This window comes from Allocoleopsis sp. (assembly GCF_036703385.1).
In the GTDB taxonomy this organism is placed as follows: Bacteria; Cyanobacteriota; Cyanobacteriia; order Cyanobacteriales; family Coleofasciculaceae; genus Allocoleopsis.
The window spans coordinates 1-6,896 of record NZ_DATNPA010000250.1 but is presented as its reverse complement, the minus strand read 5'-3'; the positions used below and the strand labels follow the sequence as shown (position 1 = coordinate 6,896).

At 47.9% G+C, this 6,896-nt stretch carries 5 protein-coding genes and 1 pseudogene; 3 read left to right on the top strand and 3 right to left on the bottom strand.

Annotation, left to right across the window (positions count from 1 at the left end; translation table 11 throughout):
* Nucleotides 1-372 (top strand): annotated as a pseudogene (locus tag V6C93_RS38215) (peptidase M48); the annotation flags it as partial.
* Nucleotides 373-1,094: 722 nt separating this feature from the next.
* Here the strand turns inward: V6C93_RS38215 and V6C93_RS12035 are convergent.
* The 3 genes from V6C93_RS12035 to V6C93_RS12025 all read right to left on the bottom strand — a co-directional run bounded on the left by V6C93_RS12035 (nt 1,095) and on the right by V6C93_RS12025 (nt 3,919).
* Nucleotides 1,095-1,874, bottom strand: coding sequence for a photosystem II S4 domain protein (locus tag V6C93_RS12035; RefSeq protein ID WP_333476899.1), 780 nt, complete (start codon nt 1,872-1,874; stop codon nt 1,095-1,097).
* Nucleotides 1,875-1,973: 99 nt separating this feature from the next.
* Nucleotides 1,974-3,161, bottom strand: a complete 1,188-nt coding sequence (locus tag V6C93_RS12030; RefSeq protein WP_333476898.1) for a hypothetical protein — start codon at nt 3,159-3,161, stop codon at nt 1,974-1,976.
* A 242-nt stretch (nt 3,162-3,403) separates the two neighbouring features.
* Entirely contained in the window at nt 3,404-3,919 is a 516-nt protein-coding gene (locus V6C93_RS12025; RefSeq protein WP_333476897.1) for a hypothetical protein, read from the bottom strand.
* Nucleotides 3,920-4,311: 392 nt separating this feature from the next.
* Between V6C93_RS12025 and serA the strand changes: the two genes are divergently transcribed.
* A complete protein-coding gene (gene serA / locus V6C93_RS12020) occupies nt 4,312-5,895 on the top strand; it encodes a phosphoglycerate dehydrogenase (protein ID WP_333476896.1) in 1,584 nt (527 codons plus the stop codon).
* A gap of 114 nt (nt 5,896-6,009) precedes the next feature.
* A partial coding sequence (gene prmA, locus V6C93_RS12015; RefSeq protein ID WP_333476895.1) for a 50S ribosomal protein L11 methyltransferase occupies nt 6,010-6,896 on the top strand: 887 nt, incomplete at its 3' end.

Below are 6,896 nucleotides of genomic sequence, written 5' to 3'. Positions count from 1 at the left end.
GCCAGTCCGTTGCGCGGTAAGCCAGTCAAGCTTGAGGGTGAGTTGATTGGTCGTGGTGATGCAGGTTATGAGTTCGGGTCTGACCTCAAACTCCAAGACCGCACGGGTATGATTTATCTGCATTATGCGTCTCGCTTTGGTTCCCTTGGAAATTTCTTGTTTGGGATGAACTGAGTGAAGAATTTGCTAGGGGCACAAGTTGGCGTCACAGGATGGTTCCATCGCGGTGTTGCGCCTTGGGTTGATTTGACTCAGTTCACTACGGAAAGTGGGACAACTGTCAATAGTTTCCACCGATTTTGGTCATTCATCTTGAGCGGTGCGGCGATTCTCATCGGTGGAGTTCTACTGGTTGTGGGTCTACCCCTATAGTGCATCGATTTTTTCCTAACCTAAGTTTAATTTTAGAGGGGGCATGGCATAATGCCCCTTCTTTTTGGTGTGGGCAGACACTCATGGGTCTTAGAACTTAGGTACTGAGTACGAAATTCCATCATTCTGGGCTGAGCGCGGCAATTGTAAAGAAAGTTATAGCCGTAGCTCATACTCGGCGACTTAACCCTTAGTTCTCAATACTCCAGTTTAATAAATTTAATTATCGAAAAAAACTTTACAAAGATTTTACATTTATCCATCTTTTGGTCGATCTACTTCAGTACGGCTGTTCGTTTAACTATCTACATTGAGGCTAGCGCTTCCCCCCCGTCAAAGAGAAAAGTGCTAGCCCTCACGTCTATATACATAGGACGCTAGAACGATGATACAGCACACCCTTGAATGGACTGAAGCTGGCTATCAGCTTGTAATCTGGGAACCTGCTCCACAAACTACTAGTAGAGTCAATCCTTTCATATTTAGGGCGACTTACTTGCTGAGTTCTCCCTCAAAAGCTCATGAAATCCTGAACCTAGTATTAGGGTGCGCTGCTCCGAATCCTACAGTACTCAACACCTTGTAGAGTCAGGATTTAGCTCTCTACCCAGCGGAAACGCTGCACAAACAGAAGACTAGAGCGATGAGCCAGGGATTTTAACCCTGGCTGGTTAGGGCGACAGATGCAAAACCTCAGCTTTGTTGACTAGTACTCTATCTTCTTAGAGGAATCGTGTTAGCTGTATACGGTATCGGTCTTTTTTGGTGACAGCGACTTCTCCAATTTCTAGGCGTCCCTTGCCACGAATGGCAATTAAATCTCCAGGTTTGACGATATAACTGGCTTGGCTGACATCTTTCCAATTGACTCGGACATCACCACCCGTAATGAGGTCAGCCATTTTGCTGCGGGACATCCCAAAACCAGCAGAGGCGATCGCATCTAGACGCATCGACGCCTCTACCGTGGTCATCTCTTTTTTCTTCGGTTCTCGAATCTTCAGTTCACTCAGCTCAATGCGTTGAGTTTTCACCGGTACAGAGCGCACTTGAGTTAACTGCGTCTCTAGAAACTCCACCATTTCCGGCACCACAATCACCTGAGCACCGCGTTCTCCCAAAACGATGATGTCCCCAGTTTTTTCTCGCACCAAACCCGTTCCCAGCATTGCACCGAGAAAGTCTCGGTGGGTTGGGGGGTCAAACAAGAAGTTACCTGCAATATCTAATGCCGTTACCGCCACCTGAGAGCGATCGAGGGGGAGTTCTGCGCGTGCGATCGCCAAACGTTGGCGTTCTGCCTGGGGATAACCTCCCCAAGCCAACAGTTGTACTTCCGTCAACCGTTGAAACGGCTGCTGAATTTGTGCCACTTCTGGCGGCGAGAGAAAATCGCTAAAGACTACTTCCCATGTTTTGATAGCTTGTTCGGCTAGGTCAATCACACGAGCAACAGTATCTCGATTTTCAACTCCTTTGAGTAATTCTTCCCTGGGCAGCATTCGCGATCGCTTTTAGACAACTTCTTCCTTGATTCTACCCAGGCGTTAGTTACAGCGGATATGTTGCCTGATATTCAGTCGTCCTTTCAGCTCAGTTTCTTATTGGGGCTGACGCTGTTTAAGTTTATTGCGTGCAGATAGCAGAAGTTCTTGGGATTTCAAATAGGCCGTGGTGCCGTTTTGCACGTTTTCCAATTCATTGATAATTCCCTGGAGTTCACTAATGATGTAATTGAGATTAACAGATGTGGCATCCGTGGGAATAGAAGCGACCAATCTTTCTATTCTGCCTTGCGCCCGTTGTAACGTTTCTACCGAAACTTGCTCAGCTTGTCGTCGTATCTTTACTTGTCCCAAATTACTGTTGTACTGTGCCAGTAACTTCTGCGCCTCTGCATAACCTGTTAGGTCATCTGAGCGAATCTGTTGAAGCTGTGCGATCGCCTGTTCCCACAATTGTTCCACCTGTTGCCACTCCGCAACAGAATGAGGTGGATTTTGACCTGATTTAGCCGCTTCCCAAGAAAACTGCCGCGCCACTTCGATAAAGGTGCTGACGCGCTCATTACCAGCCGCAAGACCTACAACTTCTTGAAAATCGCGCTGATAATTGTTCAGTTTGGCCTGTGCTGTTTCTCCGGCTAAGGTGACTGAGGGAATTTGCTTTAGCTGGTCGATGGATGAACGCCAAGATGCAATGGTTGCCTGCTTGTCTGTTGGTGTTGAAGCTTGTTGATATTGCTGCTTTGCTTTTTGAAGTGCCTGTTCGCTGTCGGTGAGCAATATCTGAGCATTTTTTTCTTGAAATACTTTGGCTTCTAGTTGCCCAATTTTTGTACGAGCTGTATTGAATTCATAGATGTTAAACCGCCAGTCATACCATCCAAATCTATATTCAGGCCAATCATTTAAAAACCCAACTGGCAAAGCATCGAGATTTTTCTGAGCTATTTTAACCTTTTGTTCTCCCAAATCTAAGTCAGCAGGGCTTGTGGGGTTTTCAATTAAGTGTTGGGCTTGTTGAACCGAGGTAATTGCCTGTCGGTAGTTAGATTCCATATTCATATAGCTGGGTAGCAACAGTATGGGAGCTTTTTCTGCCACCGGACGACGAATAACCGGATAAGGCAGGTTTGCTATCCAAACCGCACCGACAGGAATGCCCAAAAGTATCGCCGTCCAGATGATTTTGCGGAAGTTCCCCCACTTCGCTTTTTGAGGTATGGGTTGCTTATGATGATAGGTGGCGTGGTACTGTGCCTGTATTTCTGTTTCCAGCTCAGCCAATGATTTTGATTGGGGCTCAGACGGTGCTGATGGCTTTAGTATTACTGGCTGCGTACTTTTAATCGATGGGGCGACTCCGGAGATGTTCTGAGCTTTTTTGAACGGGAACTTAAAAGGCAGATTAAAACCAGCCATAAAATACACCCAATAACTATTTTTATTATTCCCGTAGCTAGAGGCAAACTAACAGCTAAATGGGGGTGTAATTGGCTGAGATAATATGATATAGTAACGTATTTTTTCTACAGACTTCTTGGCTCGACATAGCCTTGAATATTCTCCGGCTCAAATTGGCGGAGAATCCGGGTAGCCTGCTTAGTCAAAGTCTCAGAACCTCTGACGACAATTAGATATTTCCCCTCATTGAGGCGATTGCGATAAGGCAACGCGTCCCCACTGCCTGCGGATAAACCAACGCCACCACCGACGAAAAAGCTACCCATTGCACCCGCGATCGCACCAAATATTCCGCCAATAATATGGTTGCCCAGGCTACCCGCCCATTCCACTATTTCGAGTCCCGTTTGCAGGTTAAAGGCAAAACCGGCTATGAATCCAAACGGAATTGTCCAGAAGGCTAGCCCCCTCATTTGCTTCTTTGCCTCTAAGTTGGGGTCAATTAGACCAAATTCATCAGCACTTTTGTATCCTTTCCCCAGAATAGAGACTTTATCCATCGGTAAGCCTTCTCGCTCTAAGCTGGAGTAAGCTTCTTCGGCTTCAATGCGGTCTTTGAGTACAGCGATTAGATAGTTCATAGACTGAATTACATATTCAAGACAAGTCCCCGATGTTGAATATAGAATAACAGCGCGGCTCATGGTCGCCTTGAGGGGAATCGGGTAGTTCTTCAGGCAACTGTTGTAAATAGAGACAAGATGATATACGAACAGCGCCAGATGTGCCAGCTGTCTGTAAACTTGAAAACTTTTAGACGAATAGCAGTGTGATGACAGCTTTACGGTTACAATGACCTTCGTCAGCAAATTCTCCTAATTGTGGGAAAATTGCTGGGTTGTATCAACAGACGGCCATTAAATCTAACCGCTATTCCGGGTCTGTTGTCTGTAGCGCTCGTTGTTCGGATAGGGTTCGCTCATGAGAATAGCGGTATGCTCTTGTGTAGCCCACTTTCCTCCATCTGCTGGTAATGTCTAAGGTTCTCGTCTCCGACCCAATTGACCAAGCTGGTATTGATATCCTCTCCCAAGTGGCTCAGGTTGATGTCAAGACCAATCTCTCGCCTGAGGAACTGGTTGGGATTATCCCAGAATATGATGCCCTAATGATTCGCTCTGGCACACGGGTGACCCAGGCCATCATTGAAGCAGGCAAGCAACTGAAAATTATTGGACGTGCTGGCGTTGGGGTGGATAACGTTGATGTCCCAGCCGCTACTCGTCAGGGAATCGTTGTTGTTAACTCTCCAGAAGGAAACACGATCGCGGCAGCTGAACATGCTCTTGCCATGATGTTGTCTCTTTCGCGCCACATCCCAGATGCGAATCAGTCTGTCAAAAGCAACCAATGGGATCGTAAGAGCTTCATCGGGGCAGAAGTTTATAAAAAAACCCTAGGCGTTGTTGGCTTAGGGAAAATTGGTTCCCATGTTGCCACCGTAGCAAGAGCACTAGGCATGAAGTTGCTCGCGTATGACCCATTCATTTCGATCGAACGCGCCGATCGCTTGGGCTGCCGCGTGGTAGACCTGGATTTGCTACTGCGGGAGTCAGATTACATCACCCTGCATATGCCGAAGACGCCTGAGACAACTCATTTAATTGATGCTGAGGCGCTGGCGAAGATGAAGCCCACTGCTAGAGTGATCAACTGTGCCAGAGGTGGCATTGTTGACGAACAGGCGCTCTATGAAGCGTTAAAGGCGGGCAAGATTGCAGGAGCGGCGTTGGATGTGTTTGAGTCGGAACCCTTAGGAGACTCACCGCTCTTATCGTTGGGAAAAGACATGATCCTCACGCCTCACTTGGGAGCTTCTACGGCAGAAGCACAAGTGAATGTGGCGATCGATGTCGCCGAACAAATTCGTGACGTTCTCTTAGGCTTACCGGCGCGATCGGCGGTTAACATTCCGGGACTGTCCCCAAACATCCTCGAAGAACTCAGACCCTACATGCAGCTGGCGGAAACCTTGGGCAACTTGGTCGGTCAGTTGGCGGGAGGACGAATTGAGATGTTGAATGTCCGATTGCAGGGCGAATTGGCGACCAATAATAGTCAGCCTTTAGTGGTGGCGTCCCTCAAAGGTTTACTGTCCCAAGCCCTGCGAGAGCGGGTAAACTATGTTAATGCCACGATTGAGGCAAAAGAACGTGGCATTCGTGTGATTGAAACACGGGATGCCTCGGTTCAAGACTATTCCGGGGGGTCGCTACAGCTGTCCGCCATTGGCTCATTGGGCGAACATGCCGTAACGGGTGCTTTGTTGGGTGATGGGGAAATTCACATTACAAGTATTGATGGGTTCCCGATCAATGTTCCTCCCAATCGCTACATGGTGTTCACCCTACACCGCGATATGCCCGGAATTATTGGCAAAATCGGTTCTCTGCTGGGCAGCTTTAATGTCAACATTGCCAGTATGCAAGTGGGTCGCAAAATTGTGCGAGGTGATGCGGTAATGGTGTTGAGCATTGATGACCCTTTACCAGAGGGAGTCTTGGAAGAGATTACCAAGGTACCGGGAATTCGCGATGCTTATACGGTAGCGCTTTGATGGATTTTGGATTTTGGATTTTAGAGTCCGGAAAAACTGCCTATATTTAGCAATTTTTGGTTCCTAAATCAGCAGACCCCAATCTAAAATCTAAAATCTGAAATCTAAAATTGTATGGCAAACAGCTGGTGGGAAATTCAAATTCTCTGCGACCCGGCCTTAGAAGATCAGATCTTCTGGCGACTGGACAAGTTTGGCTGTCGTGGAATGTCCACTCAGGTTAAAGGACACTCTCTACTCCTGACGGCTCACTTACCTCAAATACAGGCACAATTATTGGATTTGGCAGCGCTTTCGCTGTGGCTGCGTCAGGATGCCCTAGCCGTAGGGATGCCGCTGCCGATCGCTAAGTGGAAGCTAATTGATGAGGAAGACTGGTCAAGCAGTTGGAAGCAGCATTGGGAACCCCAAGAAATTGGCGATCGCATTTTGATCTACCCGGCTTGGTTGCCAGTTCCCAAACACTCAGAACGGCTCCTTTTACGCCTTGATCCCGGAGCCGCGTTTGGCACGGGTACCCACCCCACCACTCAACTGTGCCTAGAAGCCTTGGAAATGCGTTTAGGGGATGGTAGTAGCGAGTTGGTGGTGGCTGATATTGGTTGTGGTTCTGGCATCCTCTCAATTGGGTCAGTCTTGTTAGGTGCGAAAAAAGTCTATGGCGTGGATCTTGACCCCTTAGCTGTGCGTGCTGCCCGCAGCAACCGGGAATTGAATCAGATTAGCGCCCAACGCATGGTAGTGGCGAAGGGTAGTGCTGAGCAAATCCCCAAACTGACGGGGGGTAAACCCGTTGATGGGATTCTCTGCAATATTCTGGCAGAGGTCATTATCGACCTTATTCCAGCCCTAACTGAGTGTACGTCGCTCAGTAGTTGGGGAATCTTGAGCGGTATTTTGTTAGATCAGGCGAAACCCATTGCCGATACCTTGGAACAATACAATTGGGTAGTTGCCGCTCTCTGGAAGCGTCATGATTGGTGTTGCTTTAATATCAGGCG

Coding starts and splice junctions, on each gene's coding strand:
- V6C93_RS12025 (WP_333476897.1), bottom strand. CDS start 3,919: ATGAACTATCTAATCGCTGTACTCAAAGACCGCATTGAAGCCGAAGAA.
- V6C93_RS12035 (WP_333476899.1), bottom strand. CDS start 1,874: ATGCTGCCCAGGGAAGAATTACTCAAAGGAGTTGAAAATCGAGATACT.
- serA (WP_333476896.1), top strand. CDS start 4,312: ATGTCTAAGGTTCTCGTCTCCGACCCAATTGACCAAGCTGGTATTGAT.